The organism is Mesorhizobium sp. URHB0026 (genome assembly GCF_054059755.1).
On sequence record NZ_JBSSCN010000001.1, the window covers coordinates 4,629,108 to 4,654,468 of the forward strand.

At 63.1% G+C, this 25,361-nt stretch carries 24 protein-coding genes and 1 pseudogene; 10 read left to right on the top strand and 15 right to left on the bottom strand.

The genetic code is table 11. The features are described from left to right. Both ACVWWD_RS22775 and cpaB read right to left on the bottom strand, forming a co-directional pair. A complete protein-coding gene (locus tag ACVWWD_RS22775) occupies positions 1 to 1,446 on the bottom strand; it encodes a type II and III secretion system protein family protein (RefSeq protein WP_023770026.1) in 1,446 nt (481 codons plus the stop codon). A gap of 30 nt (positions 1,447 to 1,476) precedes the next feature. Continuing rightward, positions 1,477 to 2,403, bottom strand: a complete 927-nt coding sequence (gene cpaB, locus ACVWWD_RS22780; RefSeq protein WP_245273760.1) for a Flp pilus assembly protein CpaB — start codon at positions 2,401 to 2,403, stop codon at positions 1,477 to 1,479. A gap of 238 nt (positions 2,404 to 2,641) precedes the next feature. Between cpaB and parE the strand changes: the two genes are divergently transcribed. Continuing rightward, the gene (parE, locus tag ACVWWD_RS22785; RefSeq protein WP_023770024.1) at positions 2,642 to 4,699 is read left to right on the top strand and encodes a DNA topoisomerase IV subunit B; all 2,058 of its coding nucleotides are present in this window, start codon (positions 2,642 to 2,644) and stop codon (positions 4,697 to 4,699) included. Positions 4,700 to 4,743: 44 nt separating this feature from the next. Then, positions 4,744 to 6,813, top strand: a complete 2,070-nt coding sequence (locus ACVWWD_RS22790) for an FUSC family protein (RefSeq protein ID WP_352549777.1) — start codon at positions 4,744 to 4,746, stop codon at positions 6,811 to 6,813. On the opposite strand, the gene ACVWWD_RS22795 is transcribed toward ACVWWD_RS22790, so the two are convergent. After that, positions 6,810 to 7,934 (bottom strand): DUF2336 domain-containing protein, encoded by a 1,125-nt coding sequence (locus ACVWWD_RS22795; protein ID WP_023791477.1) that lies wholly within the window; start codon positions 7,932 to 7,934, stop codon positions 6,810 to 6,812. The genes ACVWWD_RS22790 and ACVWWD_RS22795 overlap by 4 nt on opposite strands. A 106-nt stretch (positions 7,935 to 8,040) precedes the next feature. On the opposite strand from ACVWWD_RS22795, the gene ACVWWD_RS22800 reads away from it, so the two are divergent. After that, on the top strand, positions 8,041 to 8,538 hold the full coding sequence (locus tag ACVWWD_RS22800; protein WP_457103642.1) for a MaoC family dehydratase: 498 nt from the start codon (positions 8,041 to 8,043) through the stop codon (positions 8,536 to 8,538). Then, positions 8,538 to 9,419, top strand: a complete 882-nt coding sequence (locus tag ACVWWD_RS22805) for an HpcH/HpaI aldolase/citrate lyase family protein (protein WP_457103399.1) — start codon at positions 8,538 to 8,540, stop codon at positions 9,417 to 9,419. The genes ACVWWD_RS22800 and ACVWWD_RS22805 overlap by 1 nt, the downstream gene beginning before the upstream one ends. Before the next feature lie 3 nt (positions 9,420 to 9,422). Here ACVWWD_RS22805 and ACVWWD_RS22810 read toward each other — a convergent pair whose 3' ends face one another. Further along, positions 9,423 to 10,031, bottom strand: a complete 609-nt coding sequence (locus tag ACVWWD_RS22810; protein WP_352549772.1) for a flavin reductase family protein — start codon at positions 10,029 to 10,031, stop codon at positions 9,423 to 9,425. Further along, positions 10,032 to 10,616, bottom strand: a complete 585-nt coding sequence (locus tag ACVWWD_RS22815) for a nitroreductase family protein (protein WP_352549770.1) — start codon at positions 10,614 to 10,616, stop codon at positions 10,032 to 10,034. It abuts the gene before it with no gap. Positions 10,617 to 10,770: 154 nt separating this feature from the next. Here ACVWWD_RS22815 and ACVWWD_RS22820 point away from each other — a divergent pair, with 154 nt between their 5' ends. Beyond that, complete coding sequence (locus tag ACVWWD_RS22820; protein WP_023783218.1) at positions 10,771 to 11,733, top strand: hypothetical protein; 963 nt, start codon at positions 10,771 to 10,773, stop codon at positions 11,731 to 11,733. 3 nt (positions 11,734 to 11,736) lie between these two features. On the opposite strand, the gene ACVWWD_RS22825 is transcribed toward ACVWWD_RS22820, so the two are convergent. The 4 genes from ACVWWD_RS22825 to yidD form a co-directional block, all read right to left on the bottom strand. Continuing rightward, positions 11,737 to 12,675, bottom strand: a complete 939-nt coding sequence (locus tag ACVWWD_RS22825; protein ID WP_023783217.1) for a lysophospholipid acyltransferase family protein — start codon at positions 12,673 to 12,675, stop codon at positions 11,737 to 11,739. A gap of 85 nt (positions 12,676 to 12,760) precedes the next feature. Then, positions 12,761 to 14,737: a threonine--tRNA ligase gene (gene thrS, locus ACVWWD_RS22830; RefSeq protein WP_352549767.1), complete on the bottom strand. Its 1,977-nt coding sequence runs from the start codon at positions 14,735 to 14,737 to the stop codon at positions 12,761 to 12,763. A 144-nt stretch (positions 14,738 to 14,881) separates the two neighbouring features. Then, positions 14,882 to 15,700, bottom strand: coding sequence for a class D beta-lactamase (gene blaOXA, locus ACVWWD_RS22835; protein WP_352549764.1), 819 nt, complete (start codon positions 15,698 to 15,700; stop codon positions 14,882 to 14,884). Positions 15,701 to 15,837: 137 nt separating this feature from the next. Beyond that, positions 15,838 to 16,212, bottom strand: coding sequence for a membrane protein insertion efficiency factor YidD (yidD, locus tag ACVWWD_RS22840; protein ID WP_352549803.1), 375 nt, complete (start codon positions 16,210 to 16,212; stop codon positions 15,838 to 15,840). Positions 16,213 to 16,534: 322 nt separating this feature from the next. On the opposite strand from yidD, the gene ACVWWD_RS22845 reads away from it, so the two are divergent. Beyond that, positions 16,535 to 17,452 carry a LysR substrate-binding domain-containing protein gene (locus ACVWWD_RS22845; protein WP_352549762.1) on the top strand — a complete coding sequence of 306 codons (918 nt, stop codon included), beginning with the start codon at positions 16,535 to 16,537 and terminating at the stop codon, positions 17,450 to 17,452. A 278-nt stretch (positions 17,453 to 17,730) separates the two neighbouring features. Here ACVWWD_RS22845 and ACVWWD_RS22850 read toward each other — a convergent pair whose 3' ends face one another. Next, on the bottom strand, positions 17,731 to 18,177 hold the full coding sequence (locus tag ACVWWD_RS22850; protein ID WP_023770011.1) for an iron-sulfur cluster assembly scaffold protein: 447 nt from the start codon (positions 18,175 to 18,177) through the stop codon (positions 17,731 to 17,733). A 240-nt stretch (positions 18,178 to 18,417) separates the two neighbouring features. On the opposite strand from ACVWWD_RS22850, the gene folE reads away from it, so the two are divergent. From folE to ACVWWD_RS22870, 4 genes are all read left to right on the top strand, one after another. Beyond that, positions 18,418 to 19,053: a GTP cyclohydrolase I FolE gene (gene folE, locus ACVWWD_RS22855; RefSeq protein ID WP_023770010.1), complete on the top strand. Its 636-nt coding sequence runs from the start codon at positions 18,418 to 18,420 to the stop codon at positions 19,051 to 19,053. A gap of 42 nt (positions 19,054 to 19,095) precedes the next feature. Continuing rightward, positions 19,096 to 19,557, top strand: a complete 462-nt coding sequence (gene hisI, locus ACVWWD_RS22860; protein ID WP_023770009.1) for a phosphoribosyl-AMP cyclohydrolase — start codon at positions 19,096 to 19,098, stop codon at positions 19,555 to 19,557. A gap of 80 nt (positions 19,558 to 19,637) precedes the next feature. After that, positions 19,638 to 20,612, top strand: coding sequence for a patatin family protein (locus ACVWWD_RS22865; RefSeq protein WP_411908811.1), 975 nt, complete (start codon positions 19,638 to 19,640; stop codon positions 20,610 to 20,612). Between the two features lie 87 nt (positions 20,613 to 20,699). After that, positions 20,700 to 21,257, top strand: a complete 558-nt coding sequence (locus ACVWWD_RS22870; RefSeq protein WP_023770008.1) for a dihydrofolate reductase family protein — start codon at positions 20,700 to 20,702, stop codon at positions 21,255 to 21,257. A 41-nt stretch (positions 21,258 to 21,298) separates the two neighbouring features. Here ACVWWD_RS22870 and recJ read toward each other — a convergent pair whose 3' ends face one another. The 5 genes and pseudogenes from recJ to ACVWWD_RS22895 all read right to left on the bottom strand — a co-directional run bounded on the left by recJ (position 21,299) and on the right by ACVWWD_RS22895 (position 25,276). Next, complete coding sequence (recJ, locus tag ACVWWD_RS22875; protein ID WP_023791511.1) at positions 21,299 to 23,080, bottom strand: single-stranded-DNA-specific exonuclease RecJ; 1,782 nt, start codon at positions 23,078 to 23,080, stop codon at positions 21,299 to 21,301. Between the two features lie 93 nt (positions 23,081 to 23,173). Continuing rightward, positions 23,174 to 23,398 carry a DUF6434 domain-containing protein gene (locus ACVWWD_RS22880; RefSeq protein ID WP_457103400.1) on the bottom strand — a complete coding sequence of 75 codons (225 nt, stop codon included), beginning with the start codon at positions 23,396 to 23,398 and terminating at the stop codon, positions 23,174 to 23,176. Between the two features lie 96 nt (positions 23,399 to 23,494). Continuing rightward, positions 23,495 to 24,479: pseudogene (glpX, locus tag ACVWWD_RS22885) on the bottom strand (class II fructose-bisphosphatase). A 203-nt stretch (positions 24,480 to 24,682) separates the two neighbouring features. Next, entirely contained in the window at positions 24,683 to 24,850 is a 168-nt protein-coding gene (locus tag ACVWWD_RS22890) for a Thivi_2564 family membrane protein (RefSeq protein ID WP_023770004.1), read from the bottom strand. A 69-nt stretch (positions 24,851 to 24,919) separates the two neighbouring features. Then, entirely contained in the window at positions 24,920 to 25,276 is a 357-nt protein-coding gene (locus ACVWWD_RS22895; protein ID WP_352549752.1) for a hypothetical protein, read from the bottom strand. Positions 25,277 to 25,361: the final 85 nt, after the last annotated feature.

The window sequence follows — 25,361 nt, forward strand, 5'->3', positions numbered from 1 at the left end:
TCAGTCCTTCGGCAGGTCGAGGAAATGACCGACTTTGGTGGCAGGAGCGGCCCGTGCCGCACTGCCATCGGCCAGCGCCAGCGCGCGGCCCGTATCCGACGCCTTCACCTCCTCGGTGTTGTTGAGGAAATAGTCGACATTGCTGGCGGGCTGGGTGCCGTCGGTCGGCTCGGCCAATTTCTTCGACGGATCGACCGGCTTGACCAGGTACGGCGTGACGATGATGACCAGGTCGGTCTCGCGCCGCTGATAGGATTTCGACGAAAACAGCGCTCCAAGCACCGGCATCTTGCCAAGGCCGGGAATGCGAGACGTGGTGATGTCGTTCTGGGACTGCAAAAGCCCGGCGATCATGAAGCTCTGGCCGTTCTTCAGGTCGACCGAGGTCTTGGCGCGGCGCACGATGAAGCCGGGCACGGAAATGTTGCCGATATTGTAGGATGCCGACGCATCGATCGAGGAGACTTCCGGCGCGATGTCGAGGCTGACCAGCCCGTCCTTGAGTACGGTCGGCTTGAAATCCAGGCTAACGCCATATTTCTTGTAGCTCACCGAAATCTTGCCGTTGTCCTCCGAAACCGGGATCGGAAATTCGCCGCCGGCCAGGAAGCTCGCTGTCTCGCCTGAACGCGCGATCAGGTTCGGCTCAGCCAGCCGACGGGCAAGGCCGCGCTCTTCCAGCGCCTTGATGGCAATGTCGATCGAGACGCCGTTCGACAGCAGTCGGCCGATGATCTCGCCGTTCCCCGCCGCTGGCACCGTGCCCGGATCCAGTGAAACGTCGCGACCGCCGAAGCCGTAGGCGAAATTGGCGCTGTATTTCGCGCCCAAGTCCTGCCCTGCCTGGCGGTTGATCTCGACGAACCGGACATTGAGCTGAACCTGCTGCGACGACGAGATATTGACCGAGTTGATCACTTCCTCATTGCCGGAAAAGCGGCTGGCGATCTTGCTTGCCTTATCCGCCGCAACGGCGTCATCCGCCTCACCCGACAGCACGACACGGCCGTTGGCCGAGCCGACCTTGATCTTGGCGTCCGGCACACTGGCACGGATTGTGTTCGCCAATTGGTCGGTGTCGAGCGTCACCTCGATGTCCACGGTGCCGACGAGCTGCTTGTTCTGGTCGAACAGCGCAATGCCGGTGGTGCCGAGATTGTTGCCCAGGACATAGAAGGATTTGTCGGTCAGCGGGTTGACGTTCGCGATTTCCGGATCGCCGATGACGATCTGGTAGAAGGCGGCGCTCGTCATGATCGTCTTGGGCTTGCCCTTGGCAACCTTGATCGACGCATTCTTCGTCGACGAGACATAGACGATGTCGTTGTCCGCCTTTGCCGCTCCGGGCAAGGCGAGCACGCCGCTCGCAGCCAGGGCAAACGCCGTTGCCAGGGCGCGCACGAAGCGCGACCGAGCCGTCATTCGATATAGGGTACGCATCAACATTGTCCCGTCCCGCCCGGTCCCCACCGGTCTTTACTTCTGGTCCCGCGTTGGAACCTGATATTCCTCGGCCTGCGTGCCGCGCGTCACGATGATCGTCTTGAATTTCGGCTTCTCCGGCTCCTTCGCTATGGCATCGAACAAAGAGCCGGCCACGGCCTGTGTCTTGGAAGCGACGGATCCGCCGAAGGAAGAGATGGTGGTGACGCCGTTCTTGCCATCGCCGCCTTCGCTGGCGGAGCGAAGCGACAGCGACAGCGTTCCGACGGTACGGGCAAGCGCCACTTTCTGCGCGCCGTCGCTCGTCACCTCGAGGGTCACGGAATTGGCCACCTGCGGCGTTGTCTGGCGCTCGTCGGCGCCCTGCCCGACGCTGAGCACCTTGGCGTCGGCAACGACGATCTCCGAGGTGATGGTCGAACCGGCAGCCCCTTGCGCGTTCTTGGCGACTTCCTGGATTTCGCCGGCGTCGCGGGTCAGCACGACATCGACCCGGTCGCCCGGCGTGACGAAGCCACCGACGCCGGCGATCTCGTCGGTGCGGATGGTGACCGCCCGCATTCCGGGCGTCAGCATGTTGGACAGCGTCGCGCGGCCGTTCGGTCCCGACAGCTTGGTGAGCAGCACCGGCTCGTTGATCTCGATCGGCGACAGCGCGACCCGGCCGCCTTCGCCAAGCAATCCATCGATGGTGGCAAAGGCGCCCTGCGGAAGGGAATCCTGCGGCCACGGGATTTCGCTGAGCTTGGCGCGGTCGAGTTCCATGCCGTAGCGCAATGGCGCGTTCGCCACCACGATGGTCTTGAACTCGATCCTGGGCGCGGCCGGAGCAGCGATCGAGGCCGTTTTCTCCTGGGCATCGGCCTTGGCCTGGCTCTTGACCCAGAAATCCGCGACAAAGATCGAGATCGCCCCGAAAACGGCGGCGATGCCGATCATCGTTATGGCCTTGCCCCTCACGCCGAAAACCCCTGATGCCGGTCGTTTCTTGTTATGTTGGGCTCACGCTAGGCGGCATTGTTAAAGAATCAGGAATATTGCGCGGCGGCATTTGAGCTATTTCCGCCCGCTTGGTTATCGAATGGTTTTAGGGTAAGAGCAGTTAAATCCCCGAACGTAACAGGAACCTCCGTCGCTTGGCGCTGAAAAGCGTGGCAGTATCGACGGGGTGATTCGCAGCTTGGACTCTATGGCAGGCATGGACGACAACAACGATCTTTTCGGCAATCTGGAGAAACAGCCGCAGCCGGTTCGCACGCCGGCGCGCCCGGCGGATCCGCTGGTGCAGGCGGCCGCCAGGCGCCCAGCCGCAACCAAGGATGGCAGCGAGGGCTACAGCGCCGCCGACATCGAGGTGCTTGAGGGCCTTGAGCCGGTGCGCCGCCGGCCAGGCATGTATATTGGCGGCACCGACGACAAGGCGATGCACCATCTGTTCGCCGAGGTCATCGACAATTCGATGGACGAAGCGGTTGCCGGCCATGCCACCTTCATCGATGTCGAACTCTCCGCCGACGGCCATCTCACAGTCACGGACAATGGCCGCGGCATTCCGGTCGACATGCACCCAAAATTCAAGAAGCCGGCGCTCGAAGTCATCATGACGACGCTGCATTCGGGCGGCAAGTTCGACTCCAAGGTCTACGAGACATCAGGCGGCCTCCACGGCGTTGGCGTCTCCGTCGTCAACGCCCTGTCGGATCATCTCGAGGTCGAGGTCGCGCGGGGCCGCCAGCTCTATCGCCAACGCTTTTCGCGCGGCGTCCCGGTGACCGGACTGGAGCAACTCGGCGAAGTTCACAACCGGCGCGGCACAAAAATCCGCTTCCACCCCGATGAGCAGATATTCGGGAAGGGGGCGGCCTTCGAGCCGGCGCGTCTCTACCGCATGACGCGTTCGAAGGCTTACCTGTTTGGCGGCGTCGAGATCCGCTGGACCTGCGATCCCTCCCTGATCAAGGAAAAGGATCAGACACCGGCCAAGGCGGAATTCCATTTCCCAGGCGGCCTCAAGGATTATCTGAAGGCGTCGCTCGGCGACGACTTCCAGGTGACGCGCGAAATCTTCGCCGGCAAGAGCGACAAGCAAGGCGGCCATGGCTCGCTGGAATGGGCGGTGACCTGGTTCGGTGGCGACGGCTTCATCAATTCCTACTGCAACACCATCCCGACCGGTGAAGGCGGCACCCACGAAGCCGGCTTCCGAAACGTGCTGACGCGCGGCCTGCGCGCCTATGCCGACCTCGTCGGCAACAAGCGCGCCTCGATCGTCACGTCGGAAGACGTCATGATCTCGGCCGCCGGCATGCTGTCGGTGTTCATCCGCGAGCCGGAATTCGTCGGCCAGACCAAGGACAGGCTGGCGACGATCGAAGCGATACGCATCGTCGAGACCGCGATCCGCGACCCGTTCGACCATTGGCTGGCCGATAATCCGCAGGAAGCCTCGAAGCTGCTCGACTGGGTGATCGCGCGCGCCGACGAACGCGTGCGCCGCCGCCAGGAAAAGGAAGTGTCGCGCAAGAGCGCGGTGCGCAAGCTGCGCTTGCCGGGCAAGCTCGCCGACTGCACGCAGAACGCGGCGGCTGGTGCCGAACTCTTCATCGTCGAAGGTGATTCCGCCGGCGGCTCGGCCAAGCAGGCACGCGACCGTGCCAGCCAGGCCGTGTTGCCGCTGCGTGGAAAAATCCTCAATGTCGCCAGCGCCGGCAATGACAAGCTTGCCGCCAACCAACAGATATCGGACCTGATCCAGGCGCTCGGCTGCGGCACGCGGTCAAAATACCGTGACGAGGATTTGCGCTACGACCGCGTCATCATCATGACCGATGCCGACGTCGACGGCGCCCACATCGCTTCGCTGCTGATCACCTTCTTCTACCAGGAGATGCCGGCGCTGGTGCGCGGCGGCCATCTCTACCTGGCGGTGCCGCCGCTTTACTCGATCAGGCAAGGCGGCAAGGTCGCCTATGCCCGCGACGACGCCCACAAGGACGAGCTTCTGCGCACCGAGTTCACAGGCCGCGGCAAGGTCGAGCTTGGCCGCTTCAAGGGCCTGGGCGAAATGATGGCCGCGCAGCTCAAGGAAACCACCATGGACCCAAGGAAGCGTACCTTGCTCAGGGTTGATGTGAACGAAATCGATTCCGCCACCAAGGACAGGGTCGATGAGCTAATGGGCACCAAGCCCGAAGCCCGTTTCCGCTTCATCCAGGAACGCGCCGAATTCGCCGAGACGGAAGTGCTGGATATCTAGCCGCTGGCGCGTTTAGCTTGCATTCCTGACATGGAGACCAGCATGTGACCTGGCCGCGGCTGAAGACCTATTTCGAGACGAGCCTGGCCGGGCTGACGCAACCGACACGCTCTGACTGGATTTTTGCGCTCCGCACCGTTTCGGCCGGCATGATCGCATTGCTGGCCGCTTACGCGCTGAAGCTCGACCATCCGCAATGGGCGATGATGACGGTGTTCATCGTCGCCCGGCCGGTTGCCGGCATGGTGCTGGCGAAAGGCTTCTACCGCCTGCTCGGCACGCTGGCCGGCGGTGTCGCGGCAATCGCCATCACCACGGCGTTCGGTACCGGCCCCTGGATTCTGGTGACGGCGCTTGCCGTCTGGATTGGCATTTGCACCTTCGTCTCGTCGCTGCTGCGCAATCCCGAGGCCTATGGCGCGGCCCTTGCAGGCTACACCGCGATGATTATCGGCCTGCCCGCTTTCGGACAACCGCATCTGGTCGTGGACCTCGCGGTCGCGCGTTGTGCCGAGATCGTGCTCGGCATCGTCTGCGCCGGCCTGACTAGCCGGCTGATCTTGCCAAAACTGGCCGGCGACGCCATCGTCTCGCGGCTGAAACGCTGCATTCTCGACCTCGCCACCTATGCCGGCGGTGCGTTTTCAGGCGGCGACCGGGCAACGCTGATCGGCCTGCACCGGAAGCTTGTCGCCGATACCCAGACGCTTGGCGAGATGCGCGCCTATGCCAGGCTCGAAGCGCCGAGCTTCGCGCCGCGCGCGCATCCGGTGCGGCGCATCATCGGACAACTGCTTTCGGCTCTTTCGGCGGCGCGCGCGCTCTATTCGCATGCCGCTCCGAAAAACGCGGCCCTCATCCCGGTGCGCTCGGAACTGCAGGCCCTTGTCAGCGAACTGGCAGCCAAGCCGGGAGCTCTGGACGATACCTCATCCTGGGTGGCGCGGCTCGACGCGATCTCGATCAGGGCCCGGCAAATGCCCGACGCCTCGACCGACCAGGGTGAGGACAGGGTCGGCACCATTACCCGCCTCACCATCGCGGCCGATTTCGCGGAGGCGCTGAAACAGGTGCTGCGTGGCCTCGACGCCTTGCGCGCGCCGGTTACGCGCCGTCCAGGTCCCGGCACCCAGCAGCCGGCCCTGGTGGTGCATCGCGACTATCCCGGTGCCGCGCGCAACGCCATCCGTGCGGCCGTTGCCACGCTGCTGGTCGCTGCTTTTTGGCTGACGACGAAGTGGTCGGAAGCGGCCGGCACCGTCATCCTCGTTGCCGTGGTGTCGAGCCTGTTTGCCGCTCGCCCCGACCCGGTGCAAGTATCCTGGGGGTTCTTCAAGGGCACGCTGCTCGCTTTGCCTTTTGCCTTTCTCGTCGGCCAGGTTGCGCTCCCCGCTCTGCCCGGCTTCGGCTGGTTCATGCTGTTCGTCGTGCCCATCATGGTGCCAGCGGCACTCGCCATGGCCAATCCGCGCTATGTCGGCGTGGCGACAGCCTTCGCCATCAACTTCCTGGCCTTTCTCAGCCCACATCAGGCGATGACCTACGATCCCGGCCCCTTCTTCGCCGGCTCGGCATCGATCCTGGTCGGCATCCTCTTGGCCATCGGCGTCTTCATCGTCGTGTTGCCGGCCGATCCATGGCTCGCGGCCGACCGCATCGTGCGCGCCATGCGCGAGGATCTGGCGCGGCTTTGCCTGCATGAGCGCGTGCCGAGGCGTTCGGCCTTCGAGAGCCTCGCTTATGACCGGGTCAATCAGTTGATGCCGCTGGTCCAGAATTCCGGCAGGAAGGGTGAGGCGGTGCTGGGAGGCGGCGTCGCTTCCGTCACGGTCGGCTTGGAGATCCTGCGACTGCGCATTGCCAGCCAAAACCATGCCATCCCATCGGAAACGACGCTTTCAATCGCCAATTTCCTGAGGGGACTGGCGCGCGAGCTGCTTTTCCGTACCCCTGGCGATCCGCAAACAGCGACCATTGCCGTCGCCCGGCAGTATGCGGCAGGCATCGCCCAGCGAAACGCCACTGGGGACATGCTGCGGATCGCGGCGTCCCTGCGCATCATCGCCGCGGCGATGGAGGACTTCCCGGACTTCTTCGCGAGGGAAAAGATTTAAGCTGCGGCGATCGCCAGCGCATGGCCGCGTGCATTCTCACGCAGGGCGCCGAGATGGATCGACTTGACCAAGGCGGCAAGATCGCCTTCGGCGGATTGCCCGCCTAATTCCTTGAGCATCAGCCAACTGACTTCCTGCACGCCGGCGACGCGCTTGCCGTTGGCAACCTCGCGCCAGATTTTCAGGGCGCGCAGGATGACGGCATGCGTGGCGGCAGCCATGCCGGCACCGCGGAACAGCGCCTGCAGGGCCACGTCGTGCCCGCCGGCCAGCAGCGCCCTCACCCGTGCTTCGGACTGCTGGCTGAGCGCGACCAGCGCCGAGCCGAAGAAATCGACCTTGCCATGCGCGATTGTGCGGATCAGGAAGCTCGCGGTCAGGTCGCCGCGCAGCCTGAGATGCTCGATCAGGGCCGCGTGCTCTTCTTGGCGCGTGCCCTCGATCAGCGTCACCGAGGCCTTGACGCAAGCATCGCGCATGACCCGGTCGGCACGCGCGGCTCCCATCAACGCCATGACCAGCGGCGATGTCTTCAATGTCTCGCCGAGCTTGACGAGCAGCATATGCCGGCAGTCGGCAGGCAGCCTGATGTCCGAGATCAGCGCCTCGCGCACCAGAGGCAGATGCCCATGGCGTTCCGCCATGCGCCGGAAGCTGAGTGACGCGATGTCGGCGCCGCTATTGGCCAAAAGCACGGCGCAGGCCTCCGCCTCGCCGATCTCGGCGATGGCCGCCGAAAGCGCCATCGAGACTACAGGCCGGTCGGCGATCAGCTTCTGCGTTGCTTTCTGGCTCGCCGCCACGCGGTTGATCAGGTCGGCGTCGGTGAGCAGCGGCGAGCGCGCCAGCACGACCCCGGCGACCTCCGGCTGGTCTGCGGCAAGCGCACTGATGATCTGCAACGGCGCGTGATGGCTCATCGAGAGCGCTTCCGCCATCGCCAGCCGCACTTTCGACGAGGCGTCGTCGAGCAGCAGCGTCAGCGCCGCCTCGGCGGCGCAGCGATCCTCGAACGGCAATTCGCAATTGACATAGGCTCGGGCCAGCGCATGGGCCGCGGCGGCGCGCTCCGACACCCTGGCCGTGTAGATCCATTTCAGAAAATGCGAAACAACAACCATGCCGTCTGCTCACGCCCCTCGCCGGAGGGTTTCCGGCCCCGGGAGTAGGGTAGGCAGAAATGGTTTACGAACGGTTCACCATGTTCATTAACTGGCTTGCGAGGGCCTGAAGCAGCGCCTATCAACCGTCAGACAGCGCAGGAGGCGGAAGATGGCAGGGCTATATCTCGAGGAGTTTGTTGTCGGCCATGTCTTCCATCACACGCTGCGCAAGACCGTCACCGAGAGCGACAACATGCTGTTTTCGGTGATGACGCTCAACCCGCAGCCGCTGCATATCGACTTCGATTTCGCCGCCAAGAGCGAATGGGGCAAGCCGCTGGTCAACTCGCTGTTCACGCTCGGCCTGATGATCGGCATTTCGGTAAACGACATCACTGTCGGCACGACGGTCGCCAATCTCGGCATGAAGGAAACCGTGTTTCCTCACCCGGTCTTTCATGGCGACACCATCCGCGTCGAAACATCTGTCGTCTCGGTGCGCGAATCCAGGTCGAAGCCCGACCGCGGCATCGTCGAATTCGAGCACCGCGCCTACAACCAGCATGGCGATCTGGTCGCTCAATGCATCAGGCAAGCGATGATGCTGAAGAAGGCAGACTGATGCGCTCGCTGCTGTTCGTTCCAGGCGATTCCGAACGGAAGCTGGAGAAGGGATTTGGCGCCGGCGCCGACGTGGTCATCGTCGATCTCGAGGACTCCGTGGCGCCGGGGAACAAGGAGCGGGCGCGCGAGATCGCGGCGCGCTTCATCCTCGAACGCAGGGGGCAAACCAACTCGGCGCTCTATGTCAGGGTCAATGACCTCTCGACCGGGATGACGGACGATGATCTTGCCAAGCTCGTTCCGGCAAGACCGGACGGCATCATGCTGCCTAAATCGAACAGCGGCCAGCATGTGCAGCAGCTCGCGGCCAAGCTCAGGGTCCGGGAGGCTGAAAACGGCCTGCGCGACGGGTCGATAAAAATCCTGCCGATCATCACCGAAACTCCGGCGGGTGTGCTCGCCGCCGCCACCTATGCGGGGACAAGCGCACGGCTCGCCGGTCTCACCTGGGGCGCGGAAGACCTGTCGGCGGCGATAGGCGCACGCTCTGCCCGCGACGAGCACGGCCGCTACACCGATCTCTTCCGTCACGCCCGTCTGACGACCATTCTCGCGGCCGGAGCCGCGGAAGTCGCCGCGATCGACACCGTATTCCCCGGCTTTCGCGACATGGCGGCCCTCGCCGCGGAATGTGCCGAGGCCGAGCGTGACGGCTTCACCGGCAAGATGGCGATCCACCTCGATCAGGTGTCTGTCATCAACGCTGCGTTCACGCCCTCCGCCGAGGCGGTGAGACAGTCGGCGGCTATCGTAACCGCCTTCGAGGCGGCCGGAAATCCGGGCGTCGTCGGCATCGACGGCAAGATGTTCGACCGCCCGCATCTACGGCTGGCCGAACGGCTTCTGGCCCGCGCGAAAGCCGCCGGGATATCCGCCTGACGGCTACTCCTTGCCCCAGCGCGGCCGGCGCATCGCAAAGACCTCGTCGACGCTGGCATAATCCATGTAGCCGAGACGCGCCACATTGCCGGCCTTGGTGATGTCGAACAGGCCGTCTTTCAGGAAAGCATCGTCGATGTGCACGCCGATCACCTCACCGGCGACGACAAAGGCACTCGTTGGCGATCCGTCCAGCGCCTTTGGGTGAAACACTTCCGTAACCCGGCATTCGAGCGCCGCGGGTGCAGCCGCCACGCGCGGCGGCTTGACGAGACGCGAAGGCGCCATGGCGAGATCGGCATAGACGAACTCGTTGACGCCGCGAGGCGCGTCGACGGATGTGTAATTCATCTTCTCCGCAAGATCGCGGCTGACCAGGTTGGCGACGAACTCGCCGGTTTCCTGCGCAAACGAGGCGCTGTCCTTCTCGCCTTCGGAGGAAAACCAAACGATGAAAGGCCGGGTCGAGAAGGCGTTGAAGAACGAATATGGTGCCAGATTGACCTCGCCTGCCTTGTTCAGCGTCGATATCCAGCCGATCGGACGCGGCGCCACGATCGCCTTCGAAGGATCGTGCGGCAGACCATGCCCCTTGGACGGCTCGTAGAACATTCAGCCCGCCCAGGGTCCGGCGTAATCTGTGTAGAGCTTGGCCGGATCGGGCCGTGGCCGCTCCGGCGCCGGACCGGCGTAGGAGCCGATATGGATGAAACCGACGACGCGCTCCTGCGGCGCCAGTCCGAGAATCGCCCTGCCCTCCGGCACGTCGGAATACCAGTTGCTGATCATGTTCGTGCCATAGCCCAGTGCATTGGCCGCGATCACCAGGTTCATCGCCGCCATGCCTCCGGACAGGAACATCTCCCATTGCGGGATTTTTGGGTTCTCCCTCGGAATGGATACGACACCGATCACCAGTGGAGCGCGCGAGAACCGCGCCAGTTCCTGGTTGCGACGGCCTTCCGGCAACAGCCCCTCGCGCTGTTCGGCCAAGGCCGCTAGTTTCTTGCCGATCTCGATGCGGGCTTCGCCGCGATAAAGGATGAAGCGCCAGGGTTCGAGCCGTCCATGGTCGGGCACGCGCGTGGCGGCAGTGATCATCGTGGCGATGTCGGCGTCGCTTGGCGCCGGTTCCCTGAGGTCGGGGATCGGCGCCGAATTTCGGGTCAGCAGGAAGTCGATGATCGGCGACGCCATGGACGCAAGTCTCCTGAAACACTCTGTCTTGAGCTGAAGCGCACCATCGGGAATCGGGTGGCTTGGGCAAAGGCGCGCTAACGCCGGGCTGAAGAGTCCCGGATCGGACTCTTAAGCCTTGAAATTGCCACCGCCATGGGCTTCAACGCAAGGCATGTTTGAGGGGCGACTGCGTCTTTTCCTGGTTCGGCTCTGCGCCGCGCTGTTCCTGCTGCCGGTCTCCATGGCTGTCGCGCAGGAAAAGGACGGCGTCGGCGACCTGAAACTTCCCGGAATTTCGAGCTATGCAACGCCGAAGAGCGAGACCCCGCTGGCGCTTGGCGGCGGTGGCGCCATCACGCTCTCGGCCCAGTTGACCGACAAGGGCACCGACATCACACGTGGACTAGTCTGGCGTGTCTTCAAGCCCGAAGCGGTCAACGGCAAATTGCCGATGGTCGCCTCCTCCCATGGCGGCAGCGCCGTCTTCCAGCTCGAGCCCGGCAGTTACCTGGTCCACGCTTCCTATGGCCGCGCCGGCGCCACCAAGCGCATCACCGTCGGCAAGGAAGCCAAGCGAGAAAGCCTCGTGCTCGATGCCGGCGGCCTGAAGCTCGACGCGGTTCTGTCCGGCGGCGTGCGCATTCCGCCGAAGAAACTGCGCTTTTCGATCTATGAGGGCACCGCCGAGGCCAATGGCGACCGCGCGCTGATCATTCCCGATGTCGAACCCAACAGCGTCGTGCGGCTCAATGCCGGCATCTACCATGTCGTCTCGACCTACGGCGCGGTCAATGCGGTCATCCGATCCGACATCCGCGTCGAGGCCGGCAAGCTGACCGAAGCCACCGTTGAGCATCACGCCGCCGAAATCACCATGAAGCTGGTGCGCGAGGCGGGCGGCGAAGCGATTGCCGACACCTCGTGGTCGCTGCTCAACGAGTCCGGCGATCCGATCAAGGAAACCGTCGGCGCCTTCGCTTCGATGGTGCTGGCCGAAGGCGACTACACCATCATCGCCAAGAACCGCGACCGCATCTACCAGAAGGATTTCACGGTCGTTGGCGGGCAGAACCAGGAGATCGAGGTTCTCGCCACCGAAGCAGCGGCGATGGATCCGGAAGAAGGCGCGGACTAGCTTTCAGGCAGCCAACTTGGTTCGTGCCGGGAGGAACGGAATGCGACGGCGCGGCAGGCTCGGCGCCAGATCGAATACACCGCGATAGAGACGGTCGAGCAACGTTTTGCGGTCGCGCAACGGCTCCAGTTCGTTCCAGCTCAGCACATTGCCGACACGCACGTCGATCGCCCTGCCGGACAGCCGCGCGAATTCACGAATGAGCAGCGAGGTGCGCAAGGTCAACGAGGCCTTGCCGACGAATTTGGCCACACGCCCGTCGCGCTCGGCCATGTTCATCGGCCCACTGACCAGATGGAAAAGCCTGCCGTTCTGGCCGGAGAAATGCATCGGGATGACCGATGCCTTGGCCTCCTGGACGAGACGGGCGGGAAACATCTTCCACGGCAGGTCGCGCGCGCGGCCAAAACCCTTGGGCGCTGTGGCGACGCCGCCGGCCGGAAACACCACGATCGTGACACCTTCCCTGAGCAGCCGCACTGCTTCATGGCGCACGGCCATGTTGTTCTTCACCGCGTCCTTGGTCTCGGAAAAGTCGATCGGCAGCGAATAGGGCTCCATCTCGCGGATCCTGAGCAGGTCCTTGTGGATCATCACGCGGAAGGGCCGGCCGAGTTGCTCAGCCAGCGAGAGCACGGCAATGCCGTCGCCGATTCCGAAGGGGTGGTTGGCGACGATCACCAGCGGCGTATTGGGCAGATCCTTCGGCGGCCATTGGTCCGGGCTTTGCACGCGCACGTCGATGAGGTCCAGCATTCGGCTGAACACACGTTCGCCCGGCGGAACCACCTGGCGGCGCCAGAAATCATAAAGCGCGGCAAAGCGATCGCGGCCCGACAGGCCTTCGACCGAATGGATGAACCAGCGCGCCAGCGCCGGCTGGTGCGGATTGGCATAGGAAAGCTCTGGGAACGGTCGTTCGCGCGATTTCAGCTTGAGCATAGGGGCTCGTTACAACGTTGCCGTGACAGGGATATGAAAATGGCGGTGGATCGCTCCACCGCCATTCGATCGAAAACACTCCGATTCAAGCCGCGCGCTTGCGTCGGCGGTCAGGTGTGATCGCTTCTTCGGTCAGCCGTTCGATTGCTTCGGCAAGGCCGAGCGATTCCTGGTCGCGCGAACCGAGGCGGCGGATGTTGACCGTCTGCTCCTCCGCCTCGCGTTTGCCACAGACCAGAATGACGGGCACCTTGGCCAGGCTGTGCTCGCGGACCTTGTAGTTGATCTTCTCGTTGCGCAGATCGGCTTCCGCCAGCAGGCCGGCGGCCTTCAGTTTCGCCACCACCTCGGTCGCATAGCTGTCGGCGTCTGACGTGATCGTCGCCACCACCACTTGCAGCGGCGCGAACCATAGCGGGAAATGGCCGGAATAATTCTCGATCAGGATGCCGAGAAAACGCTCCATCGAACCGCATATGGCGCGGTGCACCATGACCGGCTGCTTCTTCTCCGAATCCGAGCCTATGTAGAAGGCGCCGAAGCGTTCCGGCAGGTTGAAGTCGACCTGCGTCGTGCCGCATTGCCATTCGCGGCCGATGGCATCCTTCAGCACATATTCGAACTTCGGCCCGTAGAAGGCGCCCTCGCCCGGATTGATCGAGGTCTTGATGCGGTTGCCGGACCTTGTCCGGATCGTCTCCAGCACGCCGCCCATGATCGCCTCGGCATGATCCCAGGCCTCGTCCGTGCCGACGCGCTTTTCGGGCCGTGTCGACAGTTTGACGCTGATTTCGTCGAAACCGAAATCGGCATAGGTCGACAAGATCAGGTCATTGATGCGCAGGCACTCGGAAGCCAGCTGCTCCTCGGTGCAGAAGATATGCGCATCGTCTTGCGTGAAGCCGCGCACGCGCATCAGCCCGTGCAGCGCGCCCGACGGCTCGTAGCGATGCACATTGCCGAACTCCGCCAGCTTTACGGGCAGGTCACGATAGGATTTCAGCCCATGCTTGAAAATCTGCACGTGGCCCGGGCAGTTCATCGGCTTCAGCGCGAAGATGCGGTCATCGTCGGTTTCATCGCCGGCGACTGTCACCTTGAACATGGCGTCGCGGTACCAGCCCCAGTGGCCCGACGTCTCCCAAAGGCTCTTGTCGAGCACCTGCGGGGCGTTGACCTCCTGGTAGCCCTGCTCGTCGAGCCGGCGCCGCATGTAGTTGACCAGGTTCTGGAACATCTTCCAGCCCTTGGCGTGCCAGAAGACCACGCCCGGCCCCTCTTCCTGGAAATGGAAAAGGTCCATTTCGCGGCCGAGCTTGCGGTGATCGCGCTTCTCGGCCTCCTCCAGCATCGTCTGGTAGGCTTCGAGCTGCGCCTGGTCGGCCCAGGCCGTGCCGTAGATGCGCGTCAGCATCGGGTTGTTCGAGTCGCCGCGCCAATAGGCGCCAGCCACCTTCATCAGCTTGAAGGCGTTGCCGATCTGGCCGGTCGAGGCCATGTGAGGACCGCGGCAGAGATCGAACCAGTCGCCCTGCGCATAGATCTTGAGATCCTGGTCCTCGGGAATGGCATCGATCAGTTCGAGCTTGTAGCGCTCGCCCTTGTCGGCGAAGACTTGTCTCGCCTTGTCGCGCGACCAGACCTCCTTGGTGAACGGCTTGTTGCGCGCGATGATCTCGCGCATCTTCTTCTCGATCACCGGGAAATCGTCCGGGGTGAACGGCTCGTTGCGGGCAAAGTCGTAATAGAATCCGTTCTCGATCACCGGCCCGATGGTGACCTGCGTTCCCGGCCATATCTCCTGAACGGCTTCCGCCAGCACATGCGCGGTGTCATGGCGGATCAGTTCCAGCGCGCGCGGATCTTCGCGGGTGATGATCTCGACCTTGCCGGATTTGCCGAGCGGGTCCGAGAGATCGCGCACGGTGCCATCGATTGCATAGGCCACGGCCTTCTTGGCAAGCGACTTGGAGATCGATTCGGCCAGGCCGGCACCGGTCATCGCGGCATCGTAGTCACGCACGGCGCCATCGGGAAATGTCAGGGAAACGGAATTCAGCATGTGTATCTCCTATCCAGTCCCGCAAACGAGCGCGGGTGGTAAATGCAGATCATCAGCGGTTCGGGGCTGCGACCTGCCAGGGTGCCGGATGCGTCCGGCGGCGGCAGTCTTTTATGAGCAGATGCCGCCGCCGTAAAGCCCGGCTCACTTAATCAGCCGTGGCAGGTCCTTCAGGAACGCGGCCCGTGTCGCCAGCCCCTTCGGCATGTCGGTGCGCTTCGTATCGACGACGAGCCGGGCGAACACGATCTGGCGGCCGTCTTTCCCAGCCCAGCCGACAAACCATCCGAGCGAGCGCTTGTCCTTGCCGCCCGCGCCGAGCCTCGTCGTGCCGGTCTTGCCCTGAACGGCCCAGTCGCCAGCCTTGAAGTTCGGCATGATGGCGCGTGTCATTTCATGCGCTCTGGCCGACACCGGCATTGTGCCGGCGAGCAGTTGCCGCAGGAAGGCAACCTGTTCGACTGGCGTGATCTTAAGCGAGGAGTTGACCCAGGAATGGGTGAGCCCGTCATCCTTGCCAGGATTGCCGGTAACGTCACCATTGCCATAGTTGAACTTCGATACGTAGCCGGCAAATTTCTGAGTTCCGAGCCTGCGGGTGATTTCGCGTGAGAACCAGATGATGGAATCACGTTCCCAGATCGTCGGATCGACGGTTTTCTGGTCGCGTTTCACCGCGTTGAACTCGGGCTTGTAGTCCCATGCCGGGGTATGTTCATCGCCAAGGATGCCTGCGTCGTAACCGATCAGCGAAAGCGGCACCTTGAACGTGGAGGCTGGGCTGAAGCGCTGGTCGCATGTACCGTCCTGGTAAAGCGTCTTGCCGGTTACAGCATCGGCGATCAGCGTGCATTGCACATCCGCGAGCGGCTCGGACTGCGCGCGCATCGGAAATCCCAGCAGCCAGGCGAGCAGGAACAGGACACCAGCCATGATAAAGGGAAGACGATCGACATTGCGCATTTTCTGCTCGCTCCAGAAGGGGGTTCGCGAGCGGGCTTAGCGAGGTCTCTTGTCTCGATTTTGTCTCAAATGCGCAGTTGTTGTGCAGGCTTCCGTTAACCCTACCGAAGCGTAAACAGCGCGGCGTGACCAGCCACTTAGCCCTGCGCTTCGCCGCGCTTGCGGCCGATCCGCCAGTACCGCCATGGCATGAACCAGACGTAGTGGGATGGAAGCGCCTGCGGCACGAGATCAACGCCGTGCGTGCCGAACGGACCGCAGCGCAGCACGCGGAACAACCCCATCCAGCCGCCGGCCCAAAGGCCATGGCGGGCGATCGCCTCATGCACGTATTCCGAACAGGTCGGCAGATGACGGCAGGAATTGCCGACAAAGCCGGACAGCGTCAATTGGTAAAGCCGCACGAGCGAGGTGCCGAGCAAGCGCCCAGGCGTCTTGCGCCAGGGGCCGGGCCAGTTGCGGCCGCGCCTCGACGCTCCGGCAGTATGCGCATGCCTGTGCTGGTCGCCCACTGCGATCTCCGCGTTTTCCAGCTGATAGATGTGCGCTTGCACTGGAGAACGCAATCCCGATCGCCGTGCGGTCACGGGCGGGAACGGCGAAATGGCCGCCGGCCGGCTGGCGGCGCCCACTGGCCAGGATGAGACCACTCTTCGTGATGCCTTGTAGCGCATCTTTCGTCGCGCCATTGGAACGTAGCGATCCGTATGACGTCGCCAAGGATCTCCAGCAACTGAATCATGGCGGCATCTCCTTTGACGAGATTAGACTGCCGCTGGCGCTCCCCTTCAAACGAGTATAATTTCCATTTCGGATAATCCTGGGTTATGCGAAATGAAGCGTGGACGCTTGCCCCTTACGGCGTTGAGGAGCTTCGAGGCGGCGGGGCGGCATTTGAGCTTCAGCAAGGCCGCCGAGGAGCTTTTCGTCTCCCAGGCGGCGATCAGCCGGCAGATCCGCGAACTCGAAACCTTCCTGTGCCAACCGCTTTTCGACCGGCACCATCGCCGCGTCGAACTGACGGACGCAGGCCGTCGGCTGCTTGCTCAACTGGTCAGAAGTTTTGACGATATCGACAAACTGCTCTCGGAACTGGTCGCGGTCCCCGCGCAGGCCGTGGTTCGTGTCAGCGTCGAGCCGTCGATTGCAGCCGTCTGGCTGGTGCCCCGGCTCAACCGGTTTCGCCAGTTGCGGCCCGATATCGACGTCTCCCTCGAAGTGGACCCAAGGCTGATCGAGTTCCGCAGCGACCAACCCGAACTTGCCTTACGTTTCAGCTCGAACGCGACGTCATGGCCCCGCAGCGAAGCCGAGCGGCTGGCCTCGACAGTTGATTCACCAGTTCTGTCGCCGGCGCTGCTTTCATCGGGCCCAGCCCTCGAGAAGCCGGCCGATCTTGCTCGCTTCACGCTTTTGCACGAGGAAAATCGCCAGGGTTGGGCGCGCTGGTTCGAAGCGGCGGGCGTACCTGCCACCGCCATGCCCACGCGCGGGCCGATGCTTGCGGACGCCTCACTCTCCAAGCAGGCCGCGCTGCTCGGCCACGGCGTGGCGCTGGGCGATCTCCTGCAGATTGGAGAAGAATTGGAGACCGGGGCACTGGTCAAACCGTTCGACATCGATGTCGCATCCGGGGCCTATTGGCTGGTGGCCAGGAGTTTGCACGGTCTCTCGGAACCGGCAGCGGCCTTCGCCAACTGGCTAAGAAGCGAATTCATCGAAAGCAGGCGAACGCTGAAAGCTCCGGCCTGAGCCGTGCGCTGGACGAACCCGGATACGTTACCTTCTTGTATTTTCCGAAAAGCTTATCGAGGTCGTTGATATCCATGGACGGATCTCCCGCCGCCGGGTCGACTGCTGGTTTGAATGTGACGACGATGTCGCGTCACAAATCATACCGGCGCCCCGGTATGCCAGGTTCGGGAAACGGCGCGCAACGCGTGATCGCCCGAATGGCGGCTTCGGCAACCAGGCTATGGCATGAACGACCGCTCTGGCGGGACCCGCTCGTCGTAAGGTCGAAGCCCACTTCAGGCCGCTTCGCCGGCGCGCTTCTTCTCGATCTGGCCGATGGCGTCGACCACGGCGTCGAAGGTCAGCATGGTCGACGCATGGCGCGCCTTGTAGTCGCGCACCGGCTCCAGATAGCCGAGGTCGGCGAAGCGGCCTTCCGGCGGCGCGCCGTTCTCCTTCAGCATCTTCAGCATGGTCTGGCGCACCGCGCGCAATTCCTCGGCACTGGCGCCGACTACATGTTGCGCCATGATCGAGGACGATGCCTGGCCGAGCGCGCAGGCCTTCACGTCGTGGGCGAAGTCGGTGACCACACCGTCCTCCATCTTGAGGTCGACGGTAACGGTCGACCCGCACAGCTTGGAATGCGCCTTCGCGGTCGCGTCGGGATGATCGAGCCGGCCGATGCGGGCGATATTTCCGGCAAAACCGAGAATTTTCGCGTTGTAGACGTCGTTGATCATTATTTTCCAATCCGTCGCCGCCAAGCGAACAGCGATTGCCGTTGCTGCGTCTTTCATTCGCTCGGCACGACCATATATAATGCTGGCAGTCCGGTATCGACAAGGCGGCGAACGCCACTGTCCTTGCCGGGAAGTTCACGCCGCTTACGGGGCTGGAAACGGGGCGAGTTTCCGACACCGAAAGGTCGTGGTCCGTTCAACTCGTTCCTCCTCTGAGAGGAACTACGGGAGACGCCTTTTATGGATGCCGTCATCAAGAAACTCATGCCCCAGTCCGCCTACATGGAAAAGCCGGTCACCGACCGCCCGAGCGAGGCGGAAGTCGAGGCCGCCGTGCGCACCTTGCTGCGCTGGACCGGCGACAATCCGGATCGCGAGGGTTTGATCGACACGCCCAAGCGCGTGGCCAAGGCCTATCGCGAGATGTTCGGCGGCTACGACATGTGCCCTGCCGAGGAGCTTGGCCGTACTTTCGAGGAGGTCGCCGGCTACGATGACCTGGTCATCGTCAAGGACATCCAGTTCCATTCGCATTGCGAACATCACATGGTGCCGATCATCGGCAAGGCGCATGTCGGCTATCTGCCCGACGGCAAGGTCGTCGGCCTGTCCAAGATCGCGCGCGTCGTCGATATATTTGCCCATCGGCTGCAGACGCAGGAAGCCCTGACCGCCCAGATTGCCGGCGTAATCCAGGACGTCCTCAACCCGCGCGGCGTCGCCGTCATGATCGAGGCCGAGCACATGTGCATGGCCATGCGCGGCATCCGCAAGCAAGGTTCCACCACGCTGACCTCCACCTTCACAGGCGTCTTCAAGGATACGCCTGAAGAGCAGGTTCGCTTTGTCACCATGGTGCGCGGCGGCAGGGCGTAAGCCCCTTGCCGACGTCGCGGTCAACAGGAAGATAGACCGGCAATGTCGGCACTGGAATTTCCGGAAGCTCCCTCGGACAAGAAGGCCCTGGAGGAAGGCGCGGTGTTTTCGCCGCGCTTCGATCCCGCCGGTCTTGTCACCGTCGTCGTGACCGATGCCGCCGACGGCATGCTGCTGATGGTCGCTCACATGAATGCACAGGCGCTGGCTCTGACGCTTGAAACAGGCATTGCCCACTACTGGTCGCGCTCGCGCAACACGCTCTGGAAGAAGGGCGAAACCTCGGGCAATTTCCAACATGTCGTCGAGATGCTCACGGATTGTGACCAGGATGCGGTGTGGCTTCGCGTGAAAGTGTTGGGCCACGACGCAACCTGTCACACCGGCCGGCGTTCATGCTTTTATCGGACGGTGGGGCTGATCGACGGCAAGGGGACGCTTGCCGACGACGGCAGCAGGCCGCTGTTCGATGCGGAAAACACGTATCGAAAGCCATCAATTTGAACCTTCTGCCTGAGACCGACCACATAGATTCATCATTTCGATACAGCCCGTCCGTATACTAGCCTGGGACAAGGGAGATCATGATGCTCGAATGGGCGTCATTGCGTAACAGACCAGATGTCAGGGAGGCCAATGGCCTGTCCTCGGCAGGCGGCGCATCCGAAACAACCTCCCCCAAGAAAACAGGCATCTCGCTCGCGCTCGGTGGCGGTTGCGCCAGAGGCTGGGCTCATATCGGCGTACTGCGCGCGCTCGATGAAGCCGGCATCGAAGTCTCGATGATCGCCGGCACCTCGATCGGCGCCCTGGTCGGAGGCTGTTACCTCGCCGGCAAACTGGATGAGCTGGAAGAGTTCGCCCGCAGCCTCACCAGACGACGCATCTTCGGCCTGCTCGATCTCAACCTGCGCGGCAGCGGCCTCTTCGGCGGCATGAAGCTGGACGCGCGCCTGCGCGAGCACGTGGCCGGCATCCGCTTCGACGATCTGCCCAAGCCATTTGTCTGCGTTGCATCGGAAATCCGTACCGGCCACGAGATCTGGCTGTCGAGCGGTTCGCTGATCACCGCCATGCGCGCGTCCTACGCGCTGCCTGGCGTGTTCGAGCCTGTCGATTGCAACGGCCGCGTGCTGGTCGACGGAGCGCTGGTCAACCCGGTGCCCGTTTCGGTCTGCCGCGCCTACGAGCAGCCGCTCGTCGTGGCGGTCAACCTCCACTACGACCTGTTCGGCCGCGCCGCCGTGATCAAGCACAGCGCCGGCGAGCTGGTTATCGAAAAGGATGCGCCAAGGCCCGGCCAGGTCGACGCTCAACACCAATCGCACCAGACGCGTCTGGGCATCACCGGCGTGATGGTCGAAGCCTTCAACATCATCCAGGACCGTATTTCGCGGGCGAGACTTGCCGGCGATCCGCCCGACATGTCGCTGCAACCCAAGCTCAGCCATATCGGTCTCACCGAATTTCACCGGGCCGATGAGGCGATCCAGCTCGGCTACCAAGCGACGATGGCGCAGATCGGCGAACTGACGCGGCTGCAGACGGTTCTCGCCTAGACCGTTTCCTGTATTTGGCCTCAGGACAAACTGATTGCAAAACGCAATTGGTTATGATGATCTGCGTCGATCGAGGCGGAGGTGCCGATGGCCAGGATTGTCTATTCCATGCTGACGTCGTTGGACGGCTATATCGCCCGATCGAACGATGACAGCGGCTTGCCGGTGCCCGAGGCGGAACTGCACCAGCATTTCAACGACATGATGAGACAGGCCTCCGCCGTGCTCGCCGGACGGCGCATTTACGGAACCATGCGCTTCTGGGACAGCCCTGAACGCGAGACCGGCGCCACCCAGGTCGAGCGGGATTTTGCCCATGCATGGCGCGAAACGCCGAAGATCGTCTTCTCGACCACGCTTCGGCAAGTCGGGCTCAATGCCCGGCTGGTGGATGGCGATGCGCAGGATGCGGTACGATCTCTCAAGGCGCGGACCGACGGCCTCGTCATCCTTGGCGGCGCCGATCTTGCCGCCTCTCTGGCACGAGCCGGCCTCATCGACGAATACCGGCTCTACATGCATCCCGTGGTGCTGGGTGGCGGCAAACCGTATTTTCAATCCGGCCTGTCGCTGGCGCTGACCCCGGTCGGCACCCAAAGTCTCCCCCAGGGCGTGACGCTGTTGCGTTATGCGCCGGCCGGCTGAATTGCCCAGGTTGCTGAATTGCCCAGGTTTCCGGCACGCACCTACGCCCGCGCGGCATCGATGATGCGAAACTGCACCGTACGGTTGCCGTTCCAGTAATTGCCCGACAGCGAGCCGGCGACATGCACCGTCTTGCCGCGGTTCTTGAACAGGAACTCGCCGAGCACTGTATCGACGGCGCGAAAGGCGATCGCCTGGATGCGGCCGCCGCTCTCCGACTGTAAATCGGCGCGAATATGGCTGGTGCCGACCGGCCTGATATCGGCCAGCCGATGGCGTGGCAGCGCGAAAACCGGCGCGACATGCCCGGCCCCGAAGGGGCCCGCCTTTTCCAGGGCATCGAGCAGGCCGAGCGTCGCGCCTTCGGCGGCAAGCGCGCCGTCTATCGCCAGGCTTTCCTCATCCTGCAATCTGAAAACGTCGGCGGCCGCCCGCTCCTCGAAGAAGGCCCTGAGCTCACCCAGTCTTGCCCGCTCGACGGTGATGCCGGCAGCCATGCCATGGCCGCCGCCCTTGACGATGAGCCCGGCATTGGCAGCTTCGCGCACCAGCCGGCCAAGGTCGAAACCCGACACGGAACGACCGGAGCCCGTGCCGGTGCCGTTGGCGTTGAAAGCGATAGCGAATGCCGGCCGCCGTGCGTGATCCTTCAGCCGTGAGGCAAGCAGGCCCACGATGCCGGGGTGCCAACTGTTGCTGGCGGTGACGACGATCGCAGGGCCGCTGCCGCCCGCGAGTTCGGCATCGGCCTCGGCGCGCGCGGCGGCGAGCATCTCCTGCTCCATCAGCTGCCGCTCCTGGTTCAGCCGGTCGAGCGTCTCGGCGATGGTCTGCGCCTCGACCGGATCGTCCGTTGCAAGCAGCCGGCTGCCGAGTGCTGCATCGCCGATGCGCCCGCCCGCATTGATGCGGGGACCGATCAGGTAGGCGAGATGGAAGGTGCTGATCGGCTCGCCAACGCGTGACACCCTTGCCAGCGCGGCCATTCCTTCATTCTTCTGCTGTCGCGCCACCTGCAAACCCTTGACAACGAAGGCGCGATTGACGCCCGTGAGCGGCACCACGTCGCAGACGGTGGCAAGCGCCACGAGATCGAGCAGGGAAAGCAGGTCGGGCGGCGTGACATCGCTCAGGCCACGCAGCACCTTTGCAGTCTGTACCAAGGCGAGGAACACGACACCGGCGGCACAGAGATGGCCCTGTCCGGAAAGGTCGTCGTCGCGGTTTGGATTGACGACGGCAATTGCCGCGGGCAAGACGCCGCCGACCTGGTGGTGGTCGAGCACCACGACATCGGCACCGGCGGCATTGGCCGCGTCGATCGAAATGGCGCTGTTGGTGCCGCAATCGACTGTGACGATCAGCGTCGCGCCGCGAGATACCAGTTCGCGCATGGCATCGGGATTGGGACCGTAGCCCTCGAAAATACGATCCGGGATATAGATTTCCGACGGCACCGAGAAATGCGTGAGAAACCGCTTCAGCAAGGCCGACGAGGCCGCGCCATCGACGTCGTAATCGCCGAAGATCGCAATTTTCTCCCGCGCCATGACGGCGGCGGCGATGCGGATGGCGGCCTTGTCCATGTCGGTCAGCGAGGCCGGGTTCGGCAACAGGTCGCGGATCGTCGGGTCCAGAAACCGCTCCGTCTCCTCGACGGCCACGCCGCGTCCGGCAAGAACGCGCGCGACGATGTCGGGCACGCCATGACCCTGTGCGATGGCAAGCGCGATCATGTCCTGCCGTTCGGTCAGCCGGTGCTCCCAGGAGAGACCGGTTGCCGACTGCCTGACATCGAGGAAAAGGCGCCTTTCGCCCATCATGCGCTTTGCCAACTCATGGTTGGCGGCAGGATAAGCCAAAGGCCGCCAAAGCCAAGTTCGCGGTGACACGCCGTGCGGGAAGAGATCACGAAATTACGCTTTCCGCTTTTGAGCTTGGCGCCGAAGCCATTCGTCTACCGCATCCCCCATCGTCTTCTCCGAACCGTCCTTGAGCCAGGCCATAAACGGTCGGTCGAACCTGAAAGCATTACCGCATTCATGGGTGAAAAAGCGGCGCACGTTCTGGGTGTTGCGGTAGGATTTCGTGATGGCGGTGACGCGCGAGATCGTATCCCCGTGCCAGTCGAACGGCTTCATCGTCAAATCCCTGCGGCCAGCATCATCCGATGCAGCCACAGGGCTAACGGCTGCGATGCCGGTTCGCAAGCACTGAGGCCGACAACAGGATGGAACCTAGAACTTATCCAGATCCTGGTGCCTGGCCTTGATCTCGCGCACGGTCCGCGATGACGATCGCAGCACGATCGTGTGGGTGGTGATGTATGTGCGGCCAAACTTGACGCCGGCCAGCATATTGCCATCGGTGACACCGGTGGCCGCGAACAGCACGTCGCCGCGCGCCATGTCTTCCGCTTGATAGATCCGCTTCGGATTGGAAATGCCCATCTTTGCGGCACGTGCGACCTTTTCCGGCGTATCGAGGATCAGCCTGCCTTGCATCTGGCCGCCGGTGCAGCGCAACGCCGCGGCGGCCAGCACACCTTCCGGCGCGCCGCCGGTGCCGAGATAGATATCGATGCCGGTTTCTTCCGCGTCCGTGGTTGTGGATGACGCCGGCGACGTCGCCGTCGCCGATCAGCCGGATCGCGGCGCCCGTGGCCCGCACGGCATCAATCAGCTTGGCGTGGCGCGGACGGTCGAGAATGCAGGCCGTGATGTCGGTCACAGCAACGCCCTTCGCTCGCGCGAGGCTGGCGACGTTTTCGGCCGGCGAGGCGTCGATATCGATGACCCCTTCTGGATAACCCGGACCGACCGCGATCTTGTCCATGTAGACGTCGGGCGCGAACAGCAGGCTGCCCTTCTCGGCGATCGCGATCACGGCGAGCGCGTTCGGCAGGTTCTTGGCGCAGATCGTCGTGCCTTCGAGCGGATCAAGCGCGATATCGACCGCAGGCCCTTTGCCGGTCCCGACCTCCTCGCCGATATAGAGCATCGGCGCCTCGTCCCGCTCGCCCTCGCCGATCACCACCGTGCCCTTGATGGCGAGGCGGTTGAGCTCCTCGCGCATGGCATCGACGGCGACCTGGTCGGCAGCCTTTTCGTCGCCGCGGCCGCGCAACCTGGCGGCCGCGACCGCGGCCCGTTCGGTGACGCGCACCAGTTCCATGGTGAGTATCCGGTCAAGGCCGGCGACGATGTTCTGGGCCACATTCATTCGGCAAATCCTCGTTTGATGCCGCCTCCCGCCAGAGGCGTGCTTGTTTTGTCAAACGACCATGACAACGGCAAGACCTGCCTGGGTGGTTAATCGAAAGCATAGCAATAACAATCGATTGAACCGAATCTTTGAAAACAATGCCGGCCCGGTTTGAGATGAACCGGGCCGGCACCGAACAGAAATTGCCGTGCTTCGCGGCCCTAGAAAACCGCGAGGTATTTGAGCAGCGAAATAATGCCGATGATGATGACAATGACCTGCACGATCTGCCTCATCCTGGCATCAAGCGGCAGCCGCTGCACCAGGTAGAGAACGAGAATGATGACGAGAAATGTAATCAGGATGCCGATCAGCACGGACAAACCCATGGTGCCCTCCTTGAATGATTGCCTGAAACGGAGAAACGAGACGGCAAGGCCGGCTCGGCACAAGCACGATCAGTACCAGCGACGCGACGTGTCGTTCATCGACTGGCCGACGGCAATCCCGGCCAGAAAGCCGAGTAGGCCGATCACGCCAAGCACGGCTGTGGTCGCGCCCGGATTTTCACGCGCGACTTCCGAAACGGATTGAGCCCGGCTGCGCAACTGCCGCGCTGTCCGCGAGGCGCGGGAAGCGGCTGTATCGTAGAAATCCGATGCTTGCTCACTGGCATCATCGAGCATCTCCGCGCTGCGCTGCGAAATGCTCTTGTTGATCTTGGTGATCTCCTTGCGCAGGTCGGCGATCTGCTTTTCCAGTGTCTTCTGGATGTCGCCGATGTCAGGGGTGTCGGATTTGTTGGTATCGGCCATGAAGCGGCTCCCTTGGTTGCTGACCAAGAGAACGGTACCGACGCCAATTCGTTCCGGGCGGCAGTGGGATGCCCTCACCCAACCA